This is a genomic window from Pseudomonas sp. WPR_5_2 (assembly GCF_003634475.1).
Taxonomy (GTDB): Bacteria; Pseudomonadota; Gammaproteobacteria; order Pseudomonadales; family Pseudomonadaceae; genus Aquipseudomonas; species Aquipseudomonas izuensis.
This window is the reverse complement of record NZ_RBLA01000001.1, coordinates 1269102-1293079: the sequence shown is the minus strand read 5'-3', so window position 1 is coordinate 1293079 and position 23978 is coordinate 1269102. Positions and strand designations below refer to the sequence as shown.

General features: G+C 63.3%; 12 protein-coding genes and 1 pseudogene. 4 read left to right on the top strand and 9 right to left on the bottom strand.

Going from position 1 to position 23978, the window contains the following annotated elements:
* Window positions 1-67: 67 nt before the first annotated feature.
* A complete protein-coding gene (locus BJ917_RS05635) occupies window positions 68-991 on the top strand; it encodes a LysR family transcriptional regulator (RefSeq protein WP_121102526.1) in 924 nt (307 codons plus the stop codon).
* A gap of 266 nt (window positions 992-1257) precedes the next feature.
* On the opposite strand, the gene wrbA is transcribed toward BJ917_RS05635, so the two are convergent.
* Window positions 1258-1860, bottom strand: a complete 603-nt coding sequence (gene wrbA / locus BJ917_RS05630; protein WP_121102524.1) for an NAD(P)H:quinone oxidoreductase — start codon at window positions 1858-1860, stop codon at window positions 1258-1260.
* A 213-nt stretch (window positions 1861-2073) separates the two neighbouring features.
* Window positions 2074-2997 carry a LysR family transcriptional regulator gene (locus BJ917_RS05625; RefSeq protein ID WP_158602468.1) on the bottom strand — a complete coding sequence of 308 codons (924 nt, stop codon included), beginning with the start codon at window positions 2995-2997 and terminating at the stop codon, window positions 2074-2076.
* 195 nt (window positions 2998-3192) lie between these two features.
* Between BJ917_RS05625 and BJ917_RS05620 the strand changes: the two genes are divergently transcribed.
* Window positions 3193-4671 carry a DUF1254 domain-containing protein gene (locus tag BJ917_RS05620; protein ID WP_177435570.1) on the top strand — a complete coding sequence of 493 codons (1479 nt, stop codon included), beginning with the start codon at window positions 3193-3195 and terminating at the stop codon, window positions 4669-4671.
* Window positions 4672-4693: 22 nt separating this feature from the next.
* Here BJ917_RS05620 and BJ917_RS05615 read toward each other — a convergent pair.
* A pseudogene (locus tag BJ917_RS05615) lies at window positions 4694-4876 on the bottom strand (SDR family oxidoreductase); the annotation flags it as partial.
* Between the two features lie 186 nt (window positions 4877-5062).
* On the opposite strand from BJ917_RS05615, the gene BJ917_RS32220 reads away from it, so the two are divergent.
* Window positions 5063-5293, top strand: coding sequence for a hypothetical protein (locus tag BJ917_RS32220; RefSeq protein ID WP_121102518.1), 231 nt, complete (start codon window positions 5063-5065; stop codon window positions 5291-5293).
* Window positions 5294-5413: 120 nt separating this feature from the next.
* Here BJ917_RS32220 and BJ917_RS05605 read toward each other — a convergent pair whose 3' ends face one another.
* From BJ917_RS05605 to BJ917_RS05590, 3 genes are all read right to left on the bottom strand, one after another.
* Complete coding sequence (locus BJ917_RS05605; protein ID WP_121102516.1) at window positions 5414-5908, bottom strand: PaaI family thioesterase; 495 nt, start codon at window positions 5906-5908, stop codon at window positions 5414-5416.
* Window positions 5909-6252: 344 nt separating this feature from the next.
* Window positions 6253-6546, bottom strand: coding sequence for a hypothetical protein (locus BJ917_RS05595; RefSeq protein WP_147432547.1), 294 nt, complete (start codon window positions 6544-6546; stop codon window positions 6253-6255).
* A 69-nt stretch (window positions 6547-6615) separates the two neighbouring features.
* On the bottom strand, window positions 6616-8328 hold the full coding sequence (locus tag BJ917_RS05590) for an ABC transporter ATP-binding protein/permease (RefSeq protein WP_121102512.1): 1713 nt from the start codon (window positions 8326-8328) through the stop codon (window positions 6616-6618).
* A gap of 106 nt (window positions 8329-8434) precedes the next feature.
* Here BJ917_RS05590 and fhuF point away from each other — a divergent pair, with 106 nt between their 5' ends.
* Window positions 8435-9151, top strand: coding sequence for a siderophore-iron reductase FhuF (gene fhuF / locus BJ917_RS05585; protein WP_256658504.1), 717 nt, complete (start codon window positions 8435-8437; stop codon window positions 9149-9151).
* A gap of 193 nt (window positions 9152-9344) precedes the next feature.
* Here fhuF and BJ917_RS05580 read toward each other — a convergent pair whose 3' ends face one another.
* Genes BJ917_RS05580 through BJ917_RS05570 form a run of 3 tightly spaced genes read right to left on the bottom strand, consistent with a single transcriptional unit; the run spans window position 9345 to window position 23969 of the window.
* A complete protein-coding gene (locus BJ917_RS05580; RefSeq protein WP_121102508.1) occupies window positions 9345-10988 on the bottom strand; it encodes a cyclic peptide export ABC transporter in 1644 nt (547 codons plus the stop codon).
* Window positions 10985-14815: an amino acid adenylation domain-containing protein gene (locus BJ917_RS05575; protein WP_121102506.1), complete on the bottom strand. Its 3831-nt coding sequence runs from the start codon at window positions 14813-14815 to the stop codon at window positions 10985-10987. Before BJ917_RS05575 ends, BJ917_RS05580 begins: the two co-directional genes overlap by 4 nt.
* Before the next feature lie 52 nt (window positions 14816-14867).
* The gene (locus tag BJ917_RS05570; protein WP_121102504.1) at window positions 14868-23969 is read right to left on the bottom strand and encodes a non-ribosomal peptide synthetase; all 9102 of its coding nucleotides are present in this window, start codon (window positions 23967-23969) and stop codon (window positions 14868-14870) included.
* Between the last annotated feature and the right edge of the window lie 9 nt (window positions 23970-23978).

Genomic DNA, 23978 nt, shown 5'->3' with positions numbered 1-23978 from the left:
ATTGAGATCCGTTATGCGATATATTTTATTAACTGAGAGGAATTAATTTCATTAATAAGGGCTGGTCATGTTTTCGTCAGAACGGCTGAAAGGCATCGATGTTTTTGTTTGTGTCGCGGACTCCGGCAGCTTCAAACTCGCCGCCGAGCGCATGAACCTGACCGGGTCAGCCATCAGTAAAAGCATCGCTCGATTGGAAGCTCGGCTCGATATCCGGCTGTTTCATCGCACCACGCGACGTCTGTCCCTGACGGACGCCGGCTCTGCGTTCTATAAAACCTGCATCGGCGTGCTTGCCGATCTTGAGGAAGCCGAATCGGCCTTGCATGAAGATACCGAGCCTCATGGCCGGATTCGCATCGACCTTTCTGCGTCATACGGACGGATGCATGCACTTCCGGTCGTTCTGGACTTCATCGACCGGCACCCGATGCTTTCGCCGCACATCACTTTTTCCAATCGAATCGTGGACCCGGTCGAGGAGGGCATCGATGTCGTCGTCCAGGTTGGAGGGCCGGGTGTCTGGCCTGCGGCGGTGGGCCACCGTTATCTGGGCACGGGGCGACATATCTTCTGCGCTTCGCCCGATTACCTGGCCAGGCGCGGCGAGCCATGCACGGAAAGCGAGCTGCACGAGCACAGTTGCGTGGTCTACGGTGACAGCGACGGGACGATCCATCCCTGGCATTTCCCGGGCGCCCGGCCGGGTGAAATCGAACGCCGGATCATGGCAGGAAGGTTCCTGGTGGGGGATGGCGAAGGCATGGCTGCTGCGGTAGCGGCAGGGTGTGGAGTCGCGCAGCTACCCACGTGGCTGATCCAGCGCCAGCTTGAAGACGGCAGTCTGGTCGAGGTGCTTCCGCAGTTGGCAACAGATGGCTTGGCGATCAATCTGGCGTGGAGCAAAAGCCGTCAGTCGTTACCGAAGATCCGGGCGTTGCTGGATGTGCTGGCGGCAAGTCTGACGGCGGCTGGCAGGAAGCTTGAGTGAGCGTTTCTGGCCTCGTTGGTTGAAACACTTTACGGATTCGCTGCGCCTGACTCGCCAACCGGGTCAGCGCATCCCGGACGTGCAGCCTTGTTCGGAGGCAGGCTTCAGCAGCAGCCTGGTTATGTGACGGCCAGAGTGGGGAGATACTTGGCCGTCACACCATTACCGTCACAGCGTTCAGTCGGACATGAAAACGAAGGGGGGGCGGGTTCAAGCCGGCAAACTTCGACGTCCGCCCCAGGCGACAGCCCCTTTTACTGCTTGCGTTAACTGGCGATCTTTTTTGCAAGTTCAGCAACGTGCTTGCCTTGGAAGCGCGCAATATCCAGTTCATTTTGTGACGGTTGCCGTTTCCCGTCGGCCCCGGCCAGAGTGGTGGCACCATAGGGTGTACCGCCGGTGATCTCATTCATATTGGTGAGTCCTGCGCAGGTGTAAGGCACACCCACGATGACCATTCCTTGATGCAGCAGTGTGCTGTGGAATGACGTAATCGTGGTTTCCTGGCCCCCGTGCTGGGTACCGGTTGACGCGAAAACACTGCCGATTTTCCCGACGAGCGCACCTTTCATCCATAGCCCACCGGTCTGGTCGAGAAATGTGCGCATCTGTCCGGCCATGTTGCCAAAGCGTGTCGGTGTGCCAAAGATGATGGCGTCGTAATTGGCCAGCTCGTCAGGTGTCGCGACCGGGGCCTGCTGGTCGAGCTTGACACCGATGGCTGCCGCCTGTTCGGCCGGGATGGTTTCAGCCACACGTTTGAGCGTCACATCTACGCCAGGTACGGATCGTGCACCATCGGCGACGGCGTTCGCCATGGTTTCCAGGTGGCCATACATTGAGTAATAGAGAACAAGTACTTTCGCCATGATTTTGTCCTGGGTTGGGGCCCATTCGTCGGTTCGAAGAACTTGAAGTACCCCGCTGTCAACGAAGAACAGCGTAGGCGTGGGTCGGCAGCCGCATGAGCCTGCAGAGACTTTGACGGCGTCCGGACTTAACACTAGCAGCTCCCCATAGTGCCTGCCGTCAGTATCAGCCGCTGGTCGAACTCTGAATCAGCAGAAGTCGCGTGGGCTCATTCAATCGATGGTTTCTCCTTCTTTCAATTGCCGGTCATATTCGACGATCGCTTCAATCGCTTTTTCCGCCATCGGTGAGAGCGTGCGATGCGCGAGATACGCGATGGCGAATTGCATGCTGAAGGCTTTTGCATCCTCGAGGACGATCCGGCGCAGCGTGCCTGCTGCCAGCTCACGGCGCACGGCAACCAACGGGCCGCAGATCGCGGTGTCGGAGCATTCGGCGATTTCCTTCAGGGTCGTGAAGTTATTGCATTCGGCGCTGAATTCCAGATTTTCAGACGGCTTGTAGCGCAGGCGTTTGCGCAATTCTTCGCGCATTGCTTCCGGCACCGGAACGGCAGCGATGCGCGCTTCGCGTAGATTCGCCGTCATGCATTTCGCCTTTTCGAAGATCGGATGCTGCGGCCGGGCGAACCAACCGCATTCGTACGTGGACAATGTCACCACCGCCAGCTTGGGCGTCCACGGCACAGCGCGCTTTTCGGCAATAAAGAAATCGATTGCCTCGCCATGCAATCGCTCCAGCAACGTGTCCCAACTTTCCGCTTCCGTTCGTAGTGCCAGCTGCGGGCACGACTGTGACAGCCTTGCGATTACGCCTGGCACGAAAACCGTTGCCGGGTAAGGGCCGACGCCGAAACGTACGTCGCCCAGACTGTGCCCCTTGAACAGCTTGATATCACGGTCGAGCGCCCGGCTTTCGAGCAGCACTCTGCGCGCACGCTCCACCACCAGTTTTCCCGCTGGCGTGAGGTCTATCCCGCGGTAGTGGCGATCGCACAATTGCAGGTCAAGCGTTTCCTCCAGTGCCTGAATGCTGCGCGTGAGTGCCGGTTGGCTCAAATGCAGTTTTTCCGCCGCGCGGGCGAAGGCGCCTTCGTCGGCCAGCGTGACCAAATGTTCCAGTTGGCGCAGGTTCAAGGTATGCGCTCCATGCAATATCTCCATAATTATTATGCAAATGCATTATAGGTTTGGTTCGTTTAGATTCATTCTGAATTTACAATAAGAACGACACGTAAGGAGCAAGGAGCCATGTACCAGCCTAGCCGCCACAGACTGGAGCGCCTTTGGAGTCCGACGGCGCCCGAAACACCGATGTTCCAACCTTCCAGGATGATTGCACTGGCGCTGCCACTCGGTTTTGCCGCCGTGTTGAGTGCTGCTGCCACGACTGCACTTGCCCACACAGAGGCAACGCCAGTGCAGGCAATGACCGCGCTTTCTGGGCCGGACGCCAATACCCGGATTACCGAACCCTACGCGCGCCTGGTGGCGCGCGACGCCTGGTTCTGGGCCTGGCCAATGGTAAACGTCTACAACCGCCGCCTGGCCAATACCAAGGCGCCCGAGCAGGGGCTCGTCGGTGGCGTGCTGCCGATGTCTCCGTTCAATCGCGTGACCATGCTGAGCGATTACATCAAGCCGGAACAACGCGCCATCGCTTGTCCTAACCAGGATGTCGTGTATGGCGCCGGTTACATGGCACTCGACGTCAGTCCGGTAGTGATCCAGGTGCCGGACTTCGGCGAGCGCTTCTGGGTCTATCAATTCTCCGACCTGCGTACCGACAGCATCGCCGGCCTTGGTGCGATGTACGGCACCAAGCCGGGCTTCTATCTGGTCGTGGGGCCGAACTGGCAAGGCGAAGTGCCCAAGGGTATCGCCCAGGTGATCCGGGCGAGGTCCGATGCCGCCTTCATCGGTCCGCGGGTTTTCCAGGATGACACACCGCAGGACAGGCAAGCGGTGCAGGAGGTGATCCAGGGCATCAACGTCTACCCGTTGGCCGAATACGACGGCACTCTGAAACGCCGCGACTGGCGCAAGCTGCCGATATTCCCCAAGCGCGCCGACGGCAAGGGCGAAACCCGTTGGGTGCGCCCCGAGGTCTTTTTCGATCAATTACCGCTCGTGCTGGACCTGGCGCCGCCACTGGCGGGAGAAGAGGCGCGCTACGCACAAGTGCTGGCGGTGATCGCCGCTGCACAGAAAGATCCCGCGCTCAAGCAGGCGATGATCGACGAGGCGGAAAAAGCGGACCGGGAACTGGTCGACCCGTTGCTGCAGTTCCGCAACTGGGGCATTGCGCTGCCGCATCACTGGACCACCATCACCAATGGCGCGCGCTTCGGCACCGACTATTTCACGCGCACCGCCGTAGCGAAGTCGAACATTCTGGTCAATGCACCGAACGAGACGCGCTACTTCTATCAGGACCTGGATGCCGCCGGCATGCGACTCAACGGTGCGAATACCTACACGGTCACCTTCGCCAAAGGGCAAGTGCCGCCGGTGAAGGGTTTCTGGTCGCTGACTGCGTATGACGCGGCACACTTTTTCGTGCCCAACCCGCTCAACCGTTATTCGCTCGGCACCAAGAACAAGGACCTGAAGATCAACGCTGACGGGTCGCTAACGTTCTACGTACAGGCCGAGTCGCCGGGCGCGGACAAGGAAAGCAACTGGCTGCCGGTACCGAAGGCTGCCGATTTCTCGCTCTTCCTGCGAGCCTATTGGCCGGAAGAAGCTATCACTCAAGGCCGCTGGACGCCGCCAGCAGTCGACAAAGGCGTTATAGCGTCCAACAACTGATTGATATCTCTGCGAGCGTGCGTTACTGGCCAGCGCTCTGACCGCCATCGACGTGCAGGATTTCTCCCGTAATGAACGCCGCCGAATCCAGGAACAGGATGGCGCTGGCAATTTCGCTGGCTTCGCCCATGCGCCCCAGTGGATGGAGGCTGCCCAGCAGCTCGTTATATTCCTCACTGTGCATGGGCGTCTTGGTGACGCCCGGTGGTGTCTGCCATGCGTTGGTATGTACGACTTGATACCCAAGTATGTTCAGCGTTGCTCAAACAGATGCATTTCCCCGTGGAATCATTAAGTTACTTAATGGTCATAGCCAGGGCTGAACGTTGTCCGGATGAAAATTTCCGGGCAGCCATAACTTTTCAATACCTCCCACGTTTAGGGCGTTCCAATGAATCGCGCAATCATCATGACCCTGGCCATTTTCAGTTTCTTCTTGTTGGGAGGCTGCGGCCCTCACTGGGATGACGGAGAAAGGTACGGCCGATACCACGACCATGATCATCGACGCGGTTACGACCAAGGGGATGACAATGATCAAGGCTATGACCGCCGATATGATCGTCGTGACTATGATCGCGATCACCGTCGTTACCGCGATCGCGACGACAACGACGATTGATGCATTCAACGTTCTGGAGGGGGGCGCGAGGCGTAACGGGTGAATTAAAGGATCGCAGCCTGCGGCATCTCCGGCAGCATTATGTGCTCGACCGCTGGCTGCGTTCTTTTCATGGGCCCATCAGCGCCCATGCGCCGAGTCCGCCAATTGCCCGGTATCGACCCGGACAAACACCGAGTCGCCCACCGCCGTCAGCACATCCCCGGCGTAGACCTCGCAGATCACGCGGGTCTTGCGTCCTACTTCGCCTTCCACTTTCGCCCGCAAGGTTAGCGGGACGCCCATGGGTGTCGGTTTGATGAACTTGATGCCCAGGTTGCCAGTGACGCAATTGATGCGGGGCAGGCTGGCGACTTCGCGTTGTTCGGCGCGGTACTGCCAGGCCATCGCCGTCCAGTTGGAATGACAATCGACCAGCATCGCGATCAAGCCGCCGTACACCAGGTCCGGCCAGCCGCAATACTTGTCATCCGGCACGTGCTCGGCCACGACGTGCTCGCCGTCCTCGTGCCAGTAACTCTTGATGTGCAGCCCGTGGGGATTGCTGCCGCCGCAGCCGTAGCAAACGCCGTCCGGCGCGGCGGTATCTTGCAGGGAAGTGTCGAGCGTGGTCATGCCTTGATCATCCTTAAAAATGGGAAGCCAAACGGGTCATGTATTGAACACCGTAACCCCCTGTGGGAGCGAGCCTGCTCGCGAAAGCGGCGTGTCAGTTGGCATAAACCTCGCCTGAAACACCGCCTTCGCGAGCAGGCTCGCTCCCACAGGTTTAGTGTGTGTCCGAAAAGTCCGTGAGCACCATAAATCACTGTGGGAGCTGGCTTGCCAGCGATGAGGCAGTGTCAGGCAGAGCATCACTGACTGACCCGCCGCCATCGCGAGCAGGCTTGCTCCCACATTTGATCTGTGCCGCACACAAACCCTGTGTTCACTGAAGATCCCCTGGGGAGCGAGCCGGTTCAGGAGCACCGCCGGACAAACTGCAAACCGGCCAGCGGCATTCCAACGCCGGCGATGCACAGGCCCCAGACCAGGCCTTCGATGCCGAATGCGATCAGTGCTCCACCGACGACAGTCGCGGGCAACACCGGGAAAAACAGCAGGCCGATCAGCAGTGCATGGGCCCCCAGCAGTCTTTTCAAGCGACGTTTGGCATTGAAAATACAGACGATCCAGAACAGGGTCCAGAACGCGATACTCAGTAAATAAAGGGCCAGATGGAGCAAATCCCCGATCATTCCATACCCGTGCATAGTCATCCCTCCGTTGCGGTCCCAGCGTGTACGCACCTGACCCGCTCAAGGCCAGGGATCCATGACTGATTAAGTGGTAACACCTTGAACTGTAGTCGACATTGACTGCTCGAGAATCTCCGGCAGTGCTACTGGCACCACATCGACCACGTGGGTGTGATAGGCCCCGAGGCTTTCGCGGTGGCCGATGCTGACCACGGTCATTTTGCTGGCCGCCAGTGCCTCGTACAGCCGGCGCTCGGCTGTTTCGTCCAGCCCTGACGTGGCCTCGTCAAGGAACAGCAACGGCGGCTGGATCAGCAAGGCCCTGGCCAGCGCCAGGCGTTGCTGCTCGCCGGGGCTGAGGCGCCGGCTCCAGTCGCCGGTGTCGTGCAACGGCAGGTGCTGCAGGTCTGCCAGTTCAAGCACTTCGTCCAGGCGTGAGTCGTCGATCTCGATGGCATCGTCCGCGCTGGTGTGAAGCAACAGGTCATGCAGTGATCCGCCGGGTAAATAGGGTTTCTGCGGCAGAATGAGCAGCCCCTCGCGGTCCAGTTCGGCGCTGCCCCGATGGCGTGGCCACAATCCCGCCAGCGAGCGCAACAAGGTGGTCTTGCCGACGCCGGACGGGCCGCGCAGCAACAGCCGTTCGCCGGGCGCCAGGTTCAGTGTCAGCGGTTCGAACAAGGGCAGACTGTGCCCGTTCAAGGGGGCGAAAGCCTGCAGGCGAAGGCCGGCGGCGGGGCCGGTGACCGGGTCGGTCGGCGCGGGCAGCGCATCGAGTTCGCGCCAGAAACTGCACAGGCGGGTCTTGGTGGCGCGCCATTCGGCGATTTGCGGGTAGCTGCGAATCAGAAACGACAGAGAAGCCTGAATCTCACCGAAAGCCGAAGCGATCTGGGTCAGTTGCCCCAGTTGAATCTCCCGCGAGAAGAAACGGGGTGAAACCAGCAACAGGGGCAGGGTGAAGGCGAATCGTTCATAGGCCGCGTTGATCCCCAGCAAGTGCTTTTTCGAGCGCACCAGTTTGGCGTAGTTGCTCAACAGCAGCCCGAGCTGACCCAGCAATTGCTTGCTTTCCCAGCCCTGGCCCCGGGACAGCGCGACATTTTCGGCGTCTTCGCGCAGGCGCGTCAGGCCGAAGCGAAAATCCGCCTCGCGGCGTTGTTGCAGGAAATTCAGGCCGATCAGTGGTTTGCCGATCCAGTGCGCGATGCCGCTGCCGATCACGGCGTAGATCAACGCCAGCCACAACATGTAGCCGGGGATGGCGAGCGCATGGCCTGCGACTTCGAACTCCAGCGTGCCGGAAATGCGCCACATGATCAGGCTGAACAGCACCACCAGAATGATCGCCTGCAGCAGGTTCAGGCCCAGGTCCAGGGTTTGCTCGACGAAGATCTTGCAGTCCTCGGCAATCCGCTGGTCCGGGTTGTCGTAGGTCACGCTGTGAAAGCGGCTGCGGTAGTAGCGTTGACTGTCGAGCCATTTGGCGAGGAAGGCCTGGGTCAGTTTTTCCCGCCAGTTGATCAGCAAGCGTTGTTGCACCTGGAACTTGACCATGGTGCAGGCGATGAAGGCGACGTCGAGTACCAGCAGCTCCACGACGTGATAGGCGAACGCGGCGGCGTCCAGACTCTGCAGCGAGTTGTAGAAGCCCAGGCTCCACTCGTTCCAGCGCACCTGGATCGCAATGATCCCGGCCACCGCCAGCATCGCCATGGCCAGGGTCAGCCAGGCACGACGGCGGCCTTGGGCTGACCAGTAAGGGGCGGCCAGCAACTTCATATCATGGATGAACATCAGAGCGTCCTGCCTGGCAAACCCGGGGATTGACCCACCGAGTCGAGTCTTCGGAATTCAAAAAACGTGGTAGGTTAACAGTTCTCAAACTCAGTTACGAAGCCCCATGACGTCTCTTCAAACCACTGCCCGAATGCTCGACGAAACCTTGCTCGATCAGTTGTTTCGTTTCGACGGCGCTTTTTTGCGCAGCACCTGCCGGCTGAGCAGTGACATCGAAGGGCGTGGGTTGCCGGCATTTCGCGATCCGCAAACCTGTGTCGAACTGCTGGGGCTGTACGCCCACTACTATCCCGCGGCGCCTCGGGCTGCCATGGTGTCGCAATGGTCGATGGACCTGATCTGCGTGACGCTGGCCTTGCCGCTGGCCGCCGCCGCACAAAACCTGCGCTGTCATTTGCACGATCCCCATGTGGTGCTGGACAACGGCATGCCGGTGGCTCAAGTGTTCGCTGCCGGCGAAGCGCTGCCACTGAACGACCCGCTGGCCTTCGCACAACAATGGCTGATTGGCGACATCGCGCCATGGGTACAGGCACTGGCCAGCGCCGGACGGGTAGCCCAGCGCTTGCTGTGGAACAACGTGGCGGCCGCCATCAATGTGGCCCTCGATTACTTCCAGATGCCCCACGCGGCACAATGGCGCGAGCGACTGTTCCGGGAGCGGCATTGGGCCGATGGCACGCGCAATCCGCTGTACGGCTTCCTGCAACTGGCCCCCGGCCCGAGCGGCGTGCCGTTGCTGATGCGCAAGGTGTGCTGCCTGCATCACCAGTTGGGAGATGCACGCCCGTACTGCGACAACTGCCCGCTGTTAACCTGACACGGACCTGTAGGAGCTGGCTTGTCGGATCGCCGCACCGCAGCGAAGGCGGTGTATCAGGCGCCATCATTGTTGGCTGACAACCCGCTTTCGCTGGCAAGCCAGCTCCTACAGGGATCGCGTATCCAGATCAATCAGATATGCAGGAGCTGGCGTATCCACATCAATCAGGCCGGCCGGCCGGTCACCTCAATCAGGCATACGCCGCGTGGGCTTCGACCTGGGTGAGGCGGCCGTTCTCCACTTTCAGCACCCGGTCGGCCTGTTGGAAATAGGCGTCGTCGTGGGTGATCACGATCACGGTTTTGCCCCGGGCCTTGAGCTCCGGTAGCAGCTCCATGTAGAACACGCGCTTGAAGGTCGGGTCCTGGTCGGCGGCCCACTCATCGAACAGATAAAACGGCTTGTCATCCAGATACGCCGACACCAGCGCCAGGCGCTTGCGTTGCCCCGTAGACAGATCCACCGTGGAAAAACGGTCGTCGACGATGCTGACTTTATGTCCCAGCCCCAAGGCTTTCACGTAGCGGGTCGCTTCGGCGGTGCGGTGTTCGGCGCCTGGACCGTCGTCGCCCAACAAATGCTCGAACAGGTGGAAATCGGCGAACACAGCGGCAAAGTGCTGGCGGTATTGCTCGCGGTTGTCGTCGTCCACTTCCAAGCCATTGAGCATCACGCTGCCGGACTCCGGAGCGTAGAGCCCGAGCAGCAGCATGGACAGCGTCGTCTTGCCACTGCCGTTGCCACCGACCACGAACACCAGCTCGCCCTGTTCCAGCGTCAGGTCCACCGGCCCGAGCATGAACGGATGATCCTCGTGTTCGCCCGGATAGCGGTGGCACACACCATTGAGTTTCAAACGCGTCGGTCCATCGCTGGCGAACAGGTTGCCGGTCGGGGCGGTGACTTTTTCTTCGGCACTCAATTCGGCATCCAGTTGGCGAATGCGGTTCAGGGCGATGCTGGCCTGGCGCAACGAGGGCAGGGCGATCATCAGGTCGGAAATCGGTCGCACCAGATACAGCAAGGTCACGGTGAAGCTGACCAGTACGGTGGTCGATTGCGGCAACCAGAACGGCACGACGAACAGCAGCACGCCGAGGTTGAGGTAGAACAGCAGTGTGCCGAGGTTGGCCACCACCGAATACCCGGCCATGCCGCGCAGGAAGCGCACGCGAAACTCGTCGGCGCCGGGGCGGATAACCTTCTCGACGAAGGCTTCGCCACGGGCATTGTTCAGCTGCAATTCCTTGCTGCCTTCGATCAGGCTGCGAAAGTGCTGGTAGAGCACATCCTTTTGTTGGCGCACCCGTTCCAGATGGCTCAACGGTCCGCGCTCGGCCAGGTGGAACGTGATCAGGCCAACCAGCAGGAACAACGCCAGAATCGCCAACAGCGACCACGACAGCCACGCCAGATAGGCGAAGCACGCCAGGGTCACCACGGCGTTGACGAACAGCAACGGCACCCACTCGAACGCGGCGGTGAAGGTGTGCACGTCCTCGGTGAGGATTACCAGCAGCCGATGTTTGCCCATGCCTTGCAGGCGTTTGAGCGGGGTGGCCAGCAGCTTGCGCGAGAGGTCGATGCGCATCTGGAAAATCGCACTTTGGGTCAGGTGCAGCAGCGACAGTTCCGAACACAGCTTGCTCAGCAGCATGCCGGCGCACAACCCGAAAAAGCCCAGGGCCAGTTCCGGCAATTGCTGTGGGTCAGCCAGTCCGCGGTTGATCAGGATCACCAGCCCGGCACTCGCCAGGCCGCCCAGTGCACCGGTGATCGAGGCCAGGGCCAGCAGGCGGGCCGATTGGCGGTAGAGATAAAGAATCAGGTTCATGCGGCGGTTTCCGTCGAGGCCGTGGCCAGCGATTTGTTCAATTGTTCATGGAAGGCGGGCTGCCCGAGGATCGTCTCGTGATCGGCGGCCACCGGATAATGGCAGGTTCGCTGGCTGATGGTGTCCCACTGTGCAGGCAGGTCCGGACGCTCGACCAGGGTCTGTTCAGCCCACCACAAGTGCAGGGTGGCGGCCACCGTCGGCACGGAATAACCGCTGACCCAGCGACGGGCGTCGGCCATCACCTTCAAGGTCTGCTCGACGTAGGCCTGCGGGGCATTGAGGGTCAGGCCGTTGGCGCCCGCCCATTGCAGCAAGGCGAAACGCAACTGCTCCACACGACCCGAGCCGGCAGTGGCCGAGCGCAGTTCCTCCAGGGATTGCGGCGCAAGGGTGGCCAGGCGCTGGCGACTGTCGCTGCTCAGTTCCTGCTGGACCATGGCGAACAGTGCGTCCCACTCCAGTGAGTCGTCCTCGGCGTGGAAGGTGCTGTCGAACAAGCCCAGCCATTCAACCGTTTGCCCCTGCGCCTCCAGCTGCCGGGTCAGCTCCAGCGCGAGCAATCCACCCATGGACCAACCGCCCAGGCGATAGGGACCTTGTGCCTGAATCCGGCGGATCTGCGGCAAGTATTCGCCGGCCAGTGCGACGAGGTCGCGGTCGCGCAACGACTCAGGCAATGCAAGGCCATACACCGGTAGCGCCTCAGGCAACCCGGCGATCATCGGAACGTAGTGATGAACCCCGCCCGCCGGCTGGTGCAGGCAGAACAGCGGAGTCTGGTCTTCAGCGCCGGCCTGCAAGGTCACAACTGTTGTGCGGTCGTCGGGCCGGGCGATCTGCCCGGCGAGGCCGATCAGCGTCGGGTGCTGGAAAATCACGTTGACCGGCACTTCGATGCCCAACGTGGCGCGCAACCTGGCGGTCATGCGCACCACCAGCAACGAATGGCCACCAAGGGCGAAGAAGTCATCGTGGCGGCCGATCACTTCAACCTCCAGCAGCTCCTGCCACACGTTGGCGAGCACCTGCTCGACATGCCCTTCGGGCGCGGCATACGTCGCGAGGCTGCGGTTCGGCACGCGGGCCAACAGGGCGCGGTGATCGACCTTGCCGTTGGCGGTGCGTGGCAGTTGCGCCAGCCACTGGATGTCGGCGGGGATCATGTGCGCCGGCAGCAGTGCTGCCAGGGACTCGCGCACGGTCGTGGCCTGCAACGCGCTGGCCGACTCGACAAAGGCGCGCAGGCTCGGTTCGGCCTGGGTGGTGTCCAGCAGGACCACCGCCAGTCTGGCACCGCTGACCTTGCACAGTGCGGTTTCGATTTCCCCCAGTTCGATGCGGTAACCGCGCAGTTTGATCTGCGAGTCGGTACGCCCGAGGAACATCAGTTGCCCGTCCAGGTCCTGCCAGGCGAAATCGCCGGTGCGGTACAGGCGTTGGCCGTCGAGCGCAGGGTGGCTGGCGCGGATGAACTTCTCGGCGGTCATCTGCGGCAGGCCCAGATAACCTTCGGACAACCCCGGTCCGGCAATGTGAATTTCCCCCTTGAGTCCTCGCGCGACCGGAGCGCCCTCGCTGTCGAGCAGGTATACCCGCGTGTGGGCGATGGCGCGACCGATCGGCACCGAACCGCTGGCTCCGTCCGGCTGGCAGAGGGCGACGGTGCTCCACACCGAGGCTTCCGTCGGGCCGTATTCGTTGTACAGCTGCGCGCCGGGCTGGCGGCGATAGTGGTTGGTGACCAGGGCGGGCGGGCAGCTTTCACCGGCGACAATCGCCGTGTTCAACGAGCTCGGACTGTCGCCCAGTTCATCCAGCAACAAGGCGTACAGCGAGGGCAGCGCCAACAGGTGCGACACCCCGTGATTGCGGATCAAGCGCGCCAGTTGCAATGGATCCTTCTGCTCGGTTTCGCTGGCCAGGTGCAGGCAACCGCCCTGGGCCAGGCTCCAGAACAGCCCGGCGATGGAACTGTCGAAGGCGAACGACGACAGCAGCAGGAAGCGTTCCACCGGGTGCGGATACCCCGCCAGCCGCGCCGCCAGCGAATGCAGGGCGTTGGCATGGCTGATGACCACGCCCTTGGGCTGACCGGTGCTGCCGGAGGTGTAGATCAGGTAGGCCGGTTGATCCCGCGCCACCTCGGGCTCTGCCCGCAACGGCAGCGTCGGCAGGGCTTGATCGATCGCCAGCGCGCCCGGTTGCCAGTCGGCCGGCAGGTCTTGCACACGGGCGCGGTGGGTCAGCACCAAACGGGCCTGGCTGTCGCGCAGAATGTGTTCGATGCGCTCGCCGGGGTAGGACGGGTCAATCGGCACGTAGCAGGCGCCCGCGCGCAAAATCGCGACCAGTGCCACCACGGCATCGATGTCCCGGGGCAGGAAATGCGCGATCCGCGCGCCGGGCTCCAGATCCTGGGCGAGCAAGTGCTGGGTGAGGGCACTGACCCGTTGTTCCAGCCCGGCATGACTCAAGGTGCCGCTCGGCCCGGTCACTGCCGGGCGTTGGGCATGGGCGGCCGAGCCCTTGGCGAAGGCGGCAGCCAGATTGGGCAGTGCGAAGGTCGTGGTGTAGAGCTGCTCCTGGGACGGGGTCAGGCTTGGCGAGGCGGCCAGTGCACCGGTCACGCGATGCAGCTCGGCGGCGCTGCACGTCGCCAGTCCGCTCAGGCGGATCGAAGGTTCGCGCAGGCTGTGTTCGATCACGCTCAACAGCTGTTCGCCGAGCAGGTCGACATGGGCCGCCGTGTAGAGTGCCGCGTCAAAATGCAGCGACAGGGCACCGGATGAGTGCGGCTGGTACTGCAACAGCAACGCGCAGCCGGCGCTGACACTGTCAGCCAGGTCGATCTGCCAACCGGCATCATGCAAGGCACTGTGTGGTGCCACGGCGAGTTCGCGGAATCCCACCCCCGACAATGGCGGCACGTTGCCCAGATGGCTCGGGTAGCTGTCCCGCGCATCGCCGAGCAGGCCGACGCGCTCGGTCAATTGCCGGCACAGCGCGGCGAACGACAGTTCGGGCGCGGTGTCGAGGGTCAGCGGTAATGGCTCGGAAAACAGGCCGAGGGCGTCCCCCAGCACATCCGGGCGCACCTGGTTCTCGTAGGCCAGTGTCAGGCGTTCGGCTTCGCTGTAGCGTTGCCACAGCGTGACCCAGGCGCCGAGCACGAGCGTGCCGGTGCTGACGCCGAGGCGGGTCGCCACCTCATTGAGGCGTTGCCGGGTGGTGTCGTCCAGCGCCAGTTGCACCCGACCCGGTTCCAATGGCCCGGACGGCGTCGAGCGCTGCCACGGCAACGGCACGTCGGCCACTACTGCGGCGAGCTGTTCATGCCAGAACTGCCGGCTGTGTTCGTCGTCCGCCGACTCCTGGCGCCAGGCGGCGTAGTCGGCGTATTGCAATGGCGGGTCCTGCGGCGCCGCTTGCAGGTAGCCCAGCGCCCATTCTTCAGCCAGATAATTCAGGCTGGTGCTGTCCAGGTGCAGCGCCGGCAGCTGCAGCGTCGCAGCCCGGCCATCGGCATCGAGCTGTAGCTCGATGGCCAGCGCCTGCCAATCATCGGCCGAATCGTCGATCACCTGCATCGGCAACGACAGCCCCGGCAGTTGTTGGTAGCGGGTGCGCAGAATCTCGTGGCGTTGCACCAGCTCGCGCAAACTGCTGTCCAGCCTTGCGCTGTCCAGCGGTTGCTCGCTGCGAATCCGCAGGGTAGCCCGTTGCGCCGTGGCGGCCAGGCGGTTTTGTTGCAGGCGCCACAAGTGTGCCTGCTGGGGTGACAGTTCGAATCCTTCGAACGGGGTGTCTTCGTGAGTCTGAGTCATGCTGAGACCTGTACAAAAAAGTGGGACGTGAGGGTCGCGGGATCGAAAGCCATCATTGTTCGGCCTCCTTCACGACACTGCGGCGACGGGCCTGGCCCAGGGTGCTTTGGCGGGCGCTACCGGCCTCGCGCAATGCTGCCTGGGCCTGGTCGCGGCGGGCCTGTTGCAGTTGATTGAGTGGCTCCAGCAATTGCGCGACGCTGAGATCGGCGTTCTGCGCCAATTGTTCGAGCAGGCGCACGAACAGGCTGTCGAGCAGTTCGATGTAGGCAGCGGCGTAACGGCTGGTGTCGTAGTCGTAGACCGCCAGCAGCCCGTCGCCGTCGTCCACCACGTTGATCAGCAGGTCCACATCTGCCGCTTGCGGTGCAAGTTCGCGTTCGCTGATCGCCAGCCCCGGCAGCTGCAAGTCTTGCTGGCGGGTGTTCTGCACCACCAGTTTGACCTGGAAGAACGGCGTGTAGCGGGCGTCCCGCTGTGGCAGCAAGTCGGCCACCAGGGCGTCGAACGGCAAGTCCTGGTGGGCGAAAGCGTCCAGCGCCACGCGTCGTGCATCGCCGAGCAATTCATTGAAGGACCGCTCCGGCGTCACGCGGCAGCGCAACACCAACTGGTTGACGAAGAAGCCGACCATGTCTTCGGTCTGTTGATGATGACGGTTGGCGATATCAGTGCCGACCAGCAAGTCCTCGCGTCCGGTCTGTTGATGCAGCAACACGTTCAGCGCGCTGTGCAGCACCATGAACGGCGACGCCTCGCGGGCCGTGGCCAGTTGGGTGATAGCCTGCGCCAGCGACGCCGGCAGGCGGCTGCGATGACGGGCGCAACCGTGAGCCTGTGCGTGGGTCTGGGCACCCGGCAGCAACAACGGCGCAGGACTGGCCTGCAACTGCTGGCGCCAGTAACCCAGCTGTTGTTGCCAGACCGGACCGGGCAGGTGCGTGCGTTGCCAAACGGCGAAGTCGGCGTATTGCAGGGCCGGGACCTCGATGCCGGCAGCCCCGGTGCCGAATGCCGCGTAGTCGGTGGCCAATTGCTCCACCAGTTGCGCGATGGACCAGGCATCCACGGCAATGTGGTGCAGGGCGATGGCCAGCACATGGGTTTGCCCGTCCAGTTGCACAAGGCGCGCACGAATCAACGGCGCCCGGGTCAGGTCGAACGGCTGGGCGAAGACCTCAGCCAATTGCGCCTCGATGGCCGGTTCCTGTTCCGACACCTGCCGCAGATCGCTGACCGGCAAGGCAAACGCCTGCGCCGCTTCGATACGCTGCCAAGGTTCGCCGTGATCGCTGTGCACGGTACTGCGCAGCACCTCATGACGAGCGACCAGTTGCTCGAACGCCAGGCGCAGGGCTTCGACATTCAGCGCCCCGGTCAGGGTCAGGGCGAACGGGATGTTGAATCCGCTGGAGCCAGGATTCAGCTGTTCAAGGAACCACAGCCGTTGTTGAGCGAACGACAACGGCAGCGGTTGCGAACGCGAAGCCTGGGTGATCGCTGGCAGGGCGACAGGCGCCGCTTGCAGGCGCGCGTGGTCGATGGCACGGGCGAGGTTTTCCAGCACCGGGTGATCGAACACAGCACGCAGCGGCAGGTCCACCGCGAGCTGGCTGCGAATCCGCGAGACCACCAGCGTGGCCAGCAGCGAGTGTCCGCCGAGGGCGAAGAAGTTGTCGTCGGCGCCGATAGACGTCACGTTCAGTATCTGTGTCCAGATTGCCCCCAGTTGCTGTTCGGTTTCACTGCTCAGCGGCCGTTGCACGTTCAGCTCCTGGTGGTCCAGGGGGCGCGCGGTCAGCAACTTGCGGTCGACCTTGCCATTGGCGTTCTGCGGCAAGGCCTCCAGCGGTTGCCAATGAGCGGGCACCATGTACGACGGCAGGCGTTGGCCCAGCCAGTCGCGCAGCACCGCCACCGGGGTGTCGTCGCCGACCCAGTAAGCGACCAGTTGCAGCTCGCCACGCTGGTCGGCGTTGACGATGACGGCCACTGCTTGCACGGCCGGATGACGACCGAGGTGATCTTCGATTTCCCCCAGTTCGATACGGTGGCCACGGATTTTCACCTGCTGATCGCGACGCCCGAGGAACTCGAGCACCCCGTCCGCACGCCAGCGTCCCAGGTCGCCGGTGCGGTAGAAGCGGGCACCGGGCTCGAATGGGTGCGCGACAAAAGCCGCCCGGGTTTTTTCCGGGTCGTTGAGGTAACCGCGACCGACGCCGACACCACCGACGCAGATTTCGCCCGGAACGCCTACCGGCACCGGACGCAGTGCTGCGTCCACCAGGTACAGGTGGTTGTTGGCGGTCGGCCGGCCAATCGGCATGGCGTTGCCAGCTTCGCTCGGGACCTCGGTCAGCGGGTGGAAGGCCACGTCGTCCGAGCATTCCGCCGGACCGTAGGCGTTCATCAGCGGCACGTGGGCAAAACGGCTCAGCCACGCCTGGGCCAGGGCCGGCGGCAGGGCCTCACCGGTCGGCAACAGCCAGCGCAGGGCCGACAGCTGTGTATCGGCAGCGGCCAGGTCGAGCAGGGCGCGGATCATCGTCGGCACCGCTTCGAGCACCGACAGTTGTTGCGCTTCCAACGCCTGCAACAGGCGCTCGGGATCATGAGCAATCACATCCGGCAGGATGTGCACGGTGGCACCGAGGATCGGCGCGGCGAGGAACTGCCACACCGAAATGTCGAACGCCGGGGAGGCGGTCTGGGCAATCCGGTCCGCGCCCGACAGGCCCAGGGTCGGCACCTTGCCGAAGATGTTGTTGAGCATGCCCCGTTGCTCGACCATCGCGCCTTTCGGTGTGCCGGTGGAGCCCGAGGTGAAGATCACATAGGCCAGGTCATCGGGGCTGCCCGCGATGTTCAATGGCGTTGCGTCACCCGCCAGCCACAGGGCTTCGGTGCGCAGGCGCAGCGGTTTGGCGGTGCTGGCGGCCAGCGCCGGATCGATCACCGGGTCGGCACTGGCGCTGGTCATGAGGATCTGCGCGCCGGACAGTTCGAGAATCTCGCCCAGTCGCTGTGGCGGATGCTTGATGTCCAGCGGCAGGTAGGCCGCGCCGGCCTTGAGTACGGCGATCATCATGCTCAACAACGGCAGGCCACGCTCGCCGGCCAAGGCTACGAGAGTGTCGCGACCAGCACCGGTCTCGACCAGCGCACGGGCCAGGCGGTTGGAGCGCTGATCCAGTTCGGCATAGGTCAGGCTGTCGGCGCCACAGACGGCAGCGATGCGCTGCGGATGCGCCGCCACTTGCCCGGCGAACAGTTGCGCGTAGGTCTGGTCCAGCGGGAGGTCCAGCTCGCTGCGGTTCCAGTCGATCAGTAGGGTCTGGCGTTCCTCTGGCGTCAGCAACGACAGCGAGGCCAGCGGTGCTTGCGGCTGGGCGACCATTTGCGTGAGCAACTGCCGCAGGTGGCCGAGCATGCGCTGCACGGTGTCGGTATCGAAGCGCGCGGCATCGTAGGTCAGGCGAATGCCCAGGCGATCGCCGGGGTACAGCACCACGGTCATCGGGTAGTTGGTGTGCACGCGGTCTTCATAGATATCGACGTTGAAGTCCACCTGACGGTCCGACAGGCCGGCATCGAACGGCGCGTTTTCAAACACCACCAGGCTGTCGAACAGCGAACGGCCGTGCTCGACTTCACTCCAGCGCTGGATGTCCACCAGCGGCGCATGTTCATAGGCGCGCAGCTCGAAGTTGTGGGCGAACAGTGCTTGCAGCCACGGCACCACGGCTAGCGAATCATCCACCTTGACCCGCAGCGGCAGGCTGTTGATGAACAGCCCGACGATGTCTTCCACACCCGGCAATTCGGTTGGACGACCCGACACCGTGACGCCGAACAGCACGTCGTCGCTGCCGCTGTAACGGGACAGCAGCAAGGCCCAGGCGCCCTGAATCCAGGTGTTGGGCGTGAGCTGGTGCTGTTGGCACAGCGCGGTCAGGGCGCGGGTATCGGCAATCGACAGGGTGACGTCGAGGTTGGCCACCGCTTCGACTGCTTGCTCGGCCACGGCCGGGCGATCCACCACCAATGGCGTCGGCGCGCTGAAACCGGCCAGTTCGCGGGTCCAGAATTGCTCGGTGACGCGGCTGTCCTGGCATTGCAGCCAGTGGATGTAATTGCTGAACGACGGCAGCAAAGGACGCGCCGCCGGTTGGCCGAGGACTCGCGCCTGATAGTGGGCGAACAGGTCGGCCATCAACAGGCCGAAGCACCAGGCGTCGGTGAGGATGTGATGGAAGCTGCGCACGATCAGGAATTCCTGATCGGCGACCTGGAACACCCGCAGGAAGGTCAGCGGCGGCCGGCGCATGTCGAAGCCCTGGCGGCATTCGGCGTCCAGCACCGCATTCATCTGGCGCTGGCGGCTGGTTTCGTCGAGCCCGCGCCAGTCGTACCAGGCGAAGGCCGGGTCGGTGTCTCGGTAGACGCATTGCAGCGCCGCCTTGCCGTCCTGCCACCAGAAACCGGTGCGCAACATCGGGTGCCGGGCCAGCTGTTGTGCCCAGGCGTATTCGATGGCACAGCGGTCCAGTTCGCCGTCCCAGCGATAGCGTTGCTGCATCAGGTAGATGCCGCTGTTGGGGCGCAACAGGGTGTGCAACAGCATGCCTTCCTGCATCGGCGACAGGGGCAGCAGGTCGTCGATGCCGGCCCAGTCGAAATTCGCGCCCAGCACGGACAGGTCATGCCCGGCGGCTCGGCACAGCGGGAACGCATGGGCACCGGGGCTGGCCTGTTCGGCGTCGGCGGCCAGTTGGTGCAGACGCTGTTCCAGCGCCTCGGCCCAATGTTCGGCGCCCGGACCACGGCAATCGATGTGCAATTGGCCCTGTTGCAGGCTGACGGACAGGGTCAGGCCGCTGGCATCGGCAGGTGCGCTGGCGGCGATAACCTCGCCCAGCGGTCCTTCATGGGTTTGCCATTCGCCGGCCATGACGATATGGACTGCCGGTTTCGGCAGGCTCAGCAGCGGTTCGCGCAGGTAGTCGTTGTCGGCCAGGTAACGCAGTACACCGTAATCATCACCGGCGTGCGGCGCGGCGGCCAGTTGCGCGTCGATCTGCGCGAGCCAGCCGGTGGCGTTGGCGGCCGGTGCGAGGCTCAGACGCAGGGGAACGGCATGGCTCAGGGCGCCAATCACCGTGGCCGGGTCGAAGTCGGTGCGGCTCAGGGCGCTGGTGAGCGGCAAGCGCGCACGCTCGCAACGACCGCGATCCAGGGTCAGCCAGACGTCTTGAACGGCGCCGTGTTCCGCCAGTTCTACCGCCACGGCGGTAGCCACCAGCGACGACCACGGGGCATGGCTGCGGCGTTGCAGCAGGTTCAGGCGAGTGTTGAGGGATTCGGCAATTCGCACACAGCAGGTCGATACCGGAGCGTCCATTTGCGGGGCAGGCGAGAGGCTTTCACCGGCGTATTGCAGCCAGTATTCCCAGGCCGACTCCAGACCGTCCTCGTCGTCGGCACGGGACTGTTGATGTTCGGCCCATTCATCCAGGTGGCCACCGTGATGGGGCAACTCGATTGCGCGGTCGTACTGAGCTTGTGCCACGGCCAGCGCCAGATCGGTCATCAGCAACGCCCAGGAAGCCGGGTCCAGGCGCAGGGCATGGGTCACCAGCAGCACGGCATCGCCCTGTTCCGACAGGCAGGCGTGCCAGCCTTCGCCGGCGGCGTGATCCAGCGCGGCCAGAAGGGTTTCGGCCAGATCAGACAGTGCCTTCGAATCTTTGATATTCAGCGGCTGACGGCTGGCAGTGACTGGTTTCGGCGTGCCCGGCAGTGTCTGTTTCCAGCTGCCGTCGACCCCTTCAGCCAAGCCGATTTGCAGTGCCCGGTGTTGTTTCTGCAAGGCCAGCACCGCGCGGTTCAGCACCTCGACGCTGATCGGCGCATGCAGCGCCACGCAGCGCCAGTCAGCATTCAAGGGACCTGCTTCGAGGCGTGCATGCTGGCCGGCTGTCAGCGGCACATGGCGTGCGACAGAAGCGGTGTCGCGGCTGTAGTTCGTCCCTTGGCTGAGTACCGCGGAGATTTCAGCGATGGTGCGGTTTTCGAACAGCTGCTTGGGTGTCAGCTTCATGCCGCTCTGGTGGGCACGGGCGATGATTTGCAGGTTGAGAATCGAGTCGCCGCCCAGGGCAAAGAAGTTGTCATGGATGCCGACGCGCTCGACTTGCAGCACGTCCTGCCAGATTTCGGCAAAGGCGATTTCCACTGCATCACGCGGCGCCTCGTAACTGTCCTGGCTGACTGGGGCGTCGGGCAGCGGCAAGCGGGCGATGTCCGGCTTGCCGTTGGCGTTCAGCGGGATGGCGTCGAGGGCGATGAAGTCCGCCGGCACCATGTAGTCCGGTACGCGCAGGGCCAGGTCGGAGCGCAGCTTGTCGGTGGACAGGGAGGTGCTGGCCACCAGCCAGCCGATCAGCCGCGGCGTTTCGTTGGCCGGTTGCACCACGCGCACCAACACTTGCTCGATGTTGCTCGACAGGCGTTTGATCTGCGCCTCGACTTCGCCCAGTTCGATGCGGTAGCCGCGTAGCTTGATCTGATTGTCGACGCGGCCGAGGAACGCCAACTCGCCGGATTCCAGCCAGCGCACACGGTCGCCCGTGCGGTAGGCGCGGGGCAGGTCGGCGACGGCGGCGAAACGGGCGGCGGTTTGTGCCGGATCGCCCAGGTAGTCGATGGCCAGGCCTTCACCGCCGACCCACAGCTCACCCGGTACGCCGACCGGCAAGGATTGACCCTGACTGTCGATGACCCGCAATTGGCGGTTAGGTTGCGGATGGCCCAGCGGCTGGACCCCGGCCAGTGGCTGGTCGATGCGCGACAGGCAAATGCCCACGGCGCTTTCGGTCGGGCCGTAGTGGTTGTAGACCGCGAGGTCCGGGCGTAGCGAGCGGACGGTGTCCAGCAGGCTGCCTTGCAGCGCCTCGCCACCGAGCAGCAGGGCATGACGGGGCAGCAGATGGGCGTCTGGGTGGGCCGCCAGCAGTCCGTGCAGGTGGTTGGGCGTGAGCTTGACCAGATCCGGGGTGTATTCGCTGAACAGCTGCGCCAAAGCGTTCGGGTCGGCACGGGTGTCGTCGTCCACCAGCAGCAGGCTGCCGCCGCTGACCAGTGCACCGAACAACTGGGTGTAACCCAGGTCGGCGGCCAAGGTAGAAAGCAGTGCATGGCGCCACGGTTGTTGCGCCTCGGCACAACCCAGTTCGGCCAGAATGCCACTGACATAGGCGACGATGGCGCGGTGGGACAGGCGCACGCCTTTTGGCGTGCCGGTGGAGCCGGAGGTGTAGATCACGTAGGCGCAGGCCTGTGGGTCCACTGCCGGCAGTTCGATGCCGCTGGCACGGGCCGAGGCGTCGATCACTTGCGCAGAGGCAGTATCGAAAGTCGGCGCACCGATGATGAAATCCACGTCGGCACTGGCCATCAGCGCACCCAGGCGCGAGGCCGGTTGACCCAGATCCAGCGGCAGGAAGCAGCCGCCGGCCTGCATCACCGCCAGCAGCGACATCACGGCGTCGTTGCCCCGGGGCAGGGCCAGGGCCACGCGATCGCCGGGTTGCAGACCACGCTGGCGCAAGGCGCCGGCCAGTCCGGTGGAGGCTTCCAGCAGTTCGCCGTAGCTCAACGCAACGTTGGCGTCGCGCAGCGCTTCACGCTCGGGATGGCGGCGAGCCTGGGCGGCGATCAGTTCGTGCAGCGGGGCGTCAGGTAGTTCAAGAGCTGCACCGTTGCCCCAGGTGCGTGTCAGGCTCAGTTCCTGTGCCGGGCACAGCGGCACTTCAGCCAGTGGCCGGGCGGCATCGTGGCTCAGTTCGTCGATTAGCGTGACCAGTTGCTGCAACAGGCGCGCACCGGCCGCGTCGGACAGGCGCTTGCGCTGATGCACCAGGTGCAGCTGCAAGCAGTCGCCTTCCATCGAAGCGATCAACGACATCGGATAGTTGTTGCGTCCCCCGGTGTGGCGCAACGGCGTGGCGTGTTCAGCTTCCGGCAGGCCGAACAGGTTGTCGTCGATCTGATCCAGTTCACGGGGGAACGGGAAGTTTTCAAAGACCATGATCGCTTCGAACAGCTCGCCGCCGGGCGGCAACGCAGTCAATGCGCGCAGGCTCGCCAACGGCGTGTGTTCATGCTCGCGCATCTCGGCGTTCCAGTCCTGAATGCCCGCCAGCCATTGGCCGACGGTCGGCGCATCGTCCCAGCGCACGCGCAGCGGCAAGGTGTTGATGAACAGCCCGACCATGCGCTCGACACCGCTCAAACGCTGCGGACGCCCGGCCACGGTGACGCCGATCAGGGCTTCGTCGCTGCCGTTATGGCGACCCAGCAGGTAAGCGTAAGCCGCTTGCAGCAAGGTGTTGACGGTCAGGTTGTTGTCCCGGGCGAAGCCGCTGAGGCGCGCAGTGGTCGCGACGTCCAGCGTCAGTTGATGCTCGGTGCAGGGCAGGTGCGCTTCGACCGGGTCGACCAGCAGGCTGCGCGGGTCGAATTCGGGAACGCGAGTGGTATGGGCGAAGTCCGCCAGGCGGCTGCGCCAGAACTCGTCTGCCGAAGGGCGTTCGCCGAGGTAGGCCACGTAGTCCTGGAACGGTCGCACGGTCTCCAGCAGCGGTTGTTGGCCACGGCGTGCCGCGCGATACAGGTCGCGCCACTCCGCCAGCAGCGAGCCGACGCTCCAGCCATCGAGCAACAGGTGATGGTGGGTCCACAGCAGCGACCAGTGTTTCTGATCGCTCCGGTCGTCCAGACGGGCCAGGGTCAAGCGCATCAGCGGTGCGGCACCCAGTTCGAATGCTTGCCCGTGATCCTCGGCCGCCAGTGCAGCCAGTCCTTGCGAATGACCGCGCAAATCGACTTCCCGCAGCGGCAGATCGACTTCCTTGAGGATGACCTGATAGGCGTCGTCCAGCTCCTCCCAGAGGAACGCCGTGCGCAACACCCCGTGGCGTTGGATCAGGGTCGTCCAGGCCTGACGGAAGGCGTCGATATCCAACTCACCGGCCAGGCCGATGTTCATCTGCTGGTAGTACACCCGCGACTCGGGGGCGTAGGCCTCGTGGTACAGCAGGCCTTTTTGCAGGGGCGTCAGCGAATAGATGTTTTCGATTTGGTCATGCATGGCAGCAGT

Excerpts from the sequence above, each read along its gene's own strand:
- BJ917_RS05635 (WP_121102526.1), top strand. The coding sequence starts at position 68 with ATGTTTTCGTCAGAACGGCTGAAAGGCATCGATGTTTTTGTTTGTGTC.
- wrbA (WP_121102524.1), bottom strand. The coding sequence starts at position 1,860 with ATGGCGAAAGTACTTGTTCTCTATTACTCAATGTATGGCCACCTGGAA.
- BJ917_RS05620 (WP_177435570.1), top strand. The coding sequence starts at position 3,193 with ATGATTGCACTGGCGCTGCCACTCGGTTTTGCCGCCGTGTTGAGTGCT.
- BJ917_RS32220 (WP_121102518.1), top strand. The coding sequence starts at position 5,063 with ATGAATCGCGCAATCATCATGACCCTGGCCATTTTCAGTTTCTTCTTG.
- BJ917_RS05605 (WP_121102516.1), bottom strand. The coding sequence starts at position 5,908 with ATGACCACGCTCGACACTTCCCTGCAAGATACCGCCGCGCCGGACGGC.
- BJ917_RS05595 (WP_147432547.1), bottom strand. The coding sequence starts at position 6,546 with ATGCACGGGTATGGAATGATCGGGGATTTGCTCCATCTGGCCCTTTAT.
- BJ917_RS05590 (WP_121102512.1), bottom strand. The coding sequence starts at position 8,328 with ATGTTCATCCATGATATGAAGTTGCTGGCCGCCCCTTACTGGTCAGCC.
- fhuF (WP_256658504.1), top strand. The coding sequence starts at position 8,435 with ATGACGTCTCTTCAAACCACTGCCCGAATGCTCGACGAAACCTTGCTC.
- BJ917_RS05580 (WP_121102508.1), bottom strand. The coding sequence starts at position 10,988 with ATGAACCTGATTCTTTATCTCTACCGCCAATCGGCCCGCCTGCTGGCC.
- BJ917_RS05575 (WP_121102506.1), bottom strand. The coding sequence starts at position 14,815 with ATGACTCAGACTCACGAAGACACCCCGTTCGAAGGATTCGAACTGTCA.
- BJ917_RS05570 (WP_121102504.1), bottom strand. The coding sequence starts at position 23,969 with ATGCATGACCAAATCGAAAACATCTATTCGCTGACGCCCCTGCAAAAA.